Genomic DNA, 3,740 nt, shown 5'->3' with positions numbered 1-3,740 from the left:
GCCAACTATTGCGATAACAAGAAAAAGCCAGCCTTTCATGATATATCTCCCAATTTGTGTAGGGCTTATTATGCACGCTTAAAAATAATAAAAGCAGACTTGACCTGATAGTTTGGCTGTGAGCAATTATGTGCTTAGTGCATCTAACTTTGTTTTAGGGCGACTGCCCTGCTCCCGTCTTATTCACGAGCCTTGACCTAAAATAAAGAAGGCGAGTGGTTTATCCTTTAAAATCAATATGTTCGGCAAGAACTTGATTAGAGGGGGCCACTCGCCATGGGTGAAACACTACCAAGTTCCCATATAATGCGCCTACTTATCAGCCTTTGGGACGTTGGGACGGTATTTTTCACTATATACCCCCAAGTTTTTAGACATGAAAAAAGCTCGATATATTATAAATATATCGAGCCTTTAAGTTACTGTTTTTCAATATCGTTCAAAATCTTGATAATTACAGTATACGGTTTTATGAAGTGGTATATTTGCAAATGCTTATTTTGCAAGGTCTATTTGCTTGATTTATCCTACAATCGTAATGCAAAACCCATGACCGGAAGCAACGAACTTAGGTTCAATCTCACTCAAATCCGAGGATAGCTTTTGTCCGGATTCTTGATTGGGCAATGTATCTGCGCCGCTTGATTTTACCGCTGCGTCCCAACTGCTTTCGATAACTTGTCCGTGATTCTCACCCATGCCGAACATGAGGTCGCTGCTAAAGAAAATACCACGTTTCTTTTCAAAAAATAAAAGTCCTTCCCACATATGCATTTCAGCTGGGTAACTGATAGCTTGAAATTCAAAATCATCTCCGGCAAATATTTCATTCGGCTTTTTAATAAGCACATTGTTAGTAATACCAAACCCCATCAGTTGTCTTGCTGTGGTTTCGGAACAAACCGCGACAGCTTCGGGATGTTCTTTGAGAACCAAAGCAAGTCCGCCACATTCGTCTGATTCAAAATGAGAAATTAGAATGTATTTTATTTTGCGTTCACCGAGCAACTCTTGCAACTTAGGAATGGTAGTTTGCGCTTGTGATACGGCTCCGGTCTGAATGAGAACAGGCTCATTTGTCATCAATAAGTATTGGTGCATTGAAAGCTTAATCGGCTCCATTACCTCTGTAAATTGGTATAAATCTTTGATAATCTCTGTCATTGTCAAAACTCTTTTTTCTATTTATAGTCTAACCTAAATTCCACGTGTGTTTTTTATTAGCTTCAAAAATCACTATTTCACGAAGAATTTAGACTGCTTCTCACACATTGCAACATTATTTACAACCACCTTTCAATCATTTTTGATAAATCATTGATTTCATCTTTGCTGCAATGATACTTAATAAACTCTGCAAGTTATCCACAGAGCAACACTCAATTTTATTGATGATATTCTTATTATACCAGACATTTTTCATACACTCCCTTGTACGGATAGTTTTCCGACAACTTCATGATTACATATCTTGCGGTTTTGATTATTTTTGCTCTTGGATTCAAGTACGAAGTGCGACACCTCTGAACATAAAAACAGTGAGATGCGATAATCATGAAGTTTGCTCCCGCCAAGAAGTAAAAAACATGAGATACACGCACCTCACTGAGAACGAAAGGTATATGATTTCTGCACTCAGAAAGCAAGGAATTAGTACCGCTAAAATAGCTAAACAACTGGGGCGTCACAAAGCCACTATCTATCGAGAAATTGAACGCAACTCCCGATACAACAGACACTTTAAAAGGTACTCCTATCAGGCATGGAGAGCCCAACAAATGGCTCGCAACCGGCTGCGCCGGTCGCGCAGAAATAAGCGCTACAGCGAAATCGACTTCAGGTTACCTGAAGCCTTGCTACGACTGGATTGGAGTCCTGACCAAATCGTCGGATATCTGAGGGTAAGAGGCTATCCAACAATGAGCCACGAGCTCATTTATCAGCATGTTTGGAACGACAAAACTCTCGGTGGAACACTATGGAAACACCTACGCCAATCCACCAAGAAAAGGCGTAAAAGGTATAACTCAAAAGACAGCCGTGGACGGCTAGCTGCAAAGCGTCATATTACCGAAAGACCAGCAAATGCAGAGCATAGAAAAGAGCCTGGTCATTGGGAAATTGATACCGTCGTTGGCCGCGGAACCAAGCACTGTATCGTGACTTTAGTCGACAGAATGACAGGCTACACTTTTATTGGGCAAATGGACGATAGAACAAGCGAGTCGCTCAACGTAAGAATGAGCAAAATAATGACCCGCTCTGACTTACCTTTTAAGACGATAACTGCTGATAACGGCACTGAATTTCATGGTTACGCACAACTAGAGAAACATCATAACTGTCTGTTTTACTTTGCAAATCCATACCACTCATGGGAACGAGGTACAAATGAAAACACCAACGGCTTGATACGACAATACTTACCAAAACGAACTTCTATGTCACACGTGACACAGAAGCTCTGCAATGAAATTGCACACAAATTAAATACGCGCCCACGCAAAAGGCTTGGGTATAGGACACCAACGGAGTATATTCATGCGCATCTGTAGAAAGTGTCGCACTTCAAACTTGATACTAAGGCTGCAAGAAATACATACTTCAAACGAAAGGTCTTTATTTGCTGTCTGTATTCTGAAGAGTCCAAGGAATCAAACTTGAACAACAAAAATAGGTTATATGAAAGCATCATCATTTGAAACACGGCTTCATTCGCCCAAAATGACTTTAGCAAGAGATGACCCACCGCCATGTCGTATTTGGCTTCTTTGATATAGTTTTCAGCATTACCACGCTTTTCATAGTATATAACTACTTTTTCAGAAAGCAAGGTAGTATTTGTTACAAAGAAAAAGTAGTCGTATTCGGAACCTTCTAAAAGTGATAATTGTGCTCTTTCTTTTTCTGGTTTCAGTACGCGAGATACGACAAATCTTCTGTCTTTTTCCCATTTAACTAATTTTGTATACAGTTCTGTAGTTTCTCTACCTTCTTCTCCTTTAACGAATACAATTGATGAATTCGTTGCTTGTGAGGTGAGTGTAGAATAACTTTTGGCTTTAATTAAATATTTGCATCCAAGAGATTCTATCGTTTCGATAATTTTTTCATCAAAGTAGCCACTATCCATTCGAAATAAAATTTCTAAATCGTCTGATTTGATGTTAGCAACAATTTCTTTGATCATTTCCGCAGCACCGTTTGCAGTGTAAGTATTGCCACTTCTTACAAATCCGGTAACATATGCTTTTAATTCGTCGCAAAATGCAAATTGGATATTGTAGCATCGGTTTCCCAGTTTCTTAGGATTATATCCTTTTGACGCACCTTCTTGATGACCTTCTACGTTAATTACACTACTATCAATATCAATCGTAATGGATGTCAATTTACTTTTAGTGAGCAGTTTTTTAAAGACTTTAAAATTAATGTCTCTAAACATTTGGGTTGTCTTGAAGTTGAAGTTTCCTAGAAACCGTGACACTGTTTCAGGTTCTTTTACGGAAATATCAAACTCGTTGACGAGGGGATCATTTTGAAGTAGCTTTAGACGTTCTAACTTATCAATGCCAATGAAGTGACCGCAGAGCACTGAGGAATCCCCTAATGATTTTGATAAAAATCATAAATTTAAGGTAGATGCACATCTTGTCATGTGATCAAATGGTTCTGAGAAAAATCAATAACCAGACAACAAGATGTGCGAACTCGATATTTTACACGACTCTCTTTACCAA

General features: G+C 38.9%; 2 protein-coding genes and 1 pseudogene. 1 reads left to right on the top strand and 2 read right to left on the bottom strand.

What is annotated here, in order from left to right; all coding sequences use genetic code 11:
• Positions 1 to 522: 522 nt before the first annotated feature.
• Entirely contained in the window at positions 523 to 1,164 is a 642-nt protein-coding gene (locus DZ860_RS23495; RefSeq protein WP_053411095.1) for an oxygen-binding di-iron domain-containing protein, read from the bottom strand.
• Between the two features lie 422 nt (positions 1,165 to 1,586).
• On the opposite strand from DZ860_RS23495, the gene DZ860_RS23485 reads away from it, so the two are divergent.
• Positions 1,587 to 2,555 (top strand): IS30-like element ISVa6 family transposase, encoded by a 969-nt coding sequence (locus DZ860_RS23485; RefSeq protein ID WP_109376058.1) that lies wholly within the window; start codon positions 1,587 to 1,589, stop codon positions 2,553 to 2,555.
• 23 nt (positions 2,556 to 2,578) lie between these two features.
• Here DZ860_RS23485 and DZ860_RS23480 read toward each other — a convergent pair.
• Positions 2,579 to 3,598 (bottom strand): annotated as a pseudogene (locus DZ860_RS23480) (IS1380-like element ISEcp1 family transposase); the annotation flags it as partial.
• Between the last annotated feature and the right edge of the window lie 142 nt (positions 3,599 to 3,740).

It is taken from the genome of Vibrio sinensis, assembly GCF_003605645.1.
In the GTDB taxonomy this organism is placed as follows: domain Bacteria; phylum Pseudomonadota; class Gammaproteobacteria; order Enterobacterales; family Vibrionaceae; genus Vibrio; species Vibrio sinensis.
The sequence above is the reverse complement of the archived record's forward strand: the minus strand, read 5'-3'. Positions and strand labels throughout refer to the sequence as shown.

What these genes read in the sequence shown, in the direction of transcription:
- DZ860_RS23495 (WP_053411095.1), bottom strand. Translation starts at nt 1,164, where the DNA reads ATGACAGAGATTATCAAAGATTTATACCAATTTACAGAGGTAATGGAG.
- DZ860_RS23485 (WP_109376058.1), top strand. Translation starts at nt 1,587, where the DNA reads ATGAGATACACGCACCTCACTGAGAACGAAAGGTATATGATTTCTGCA.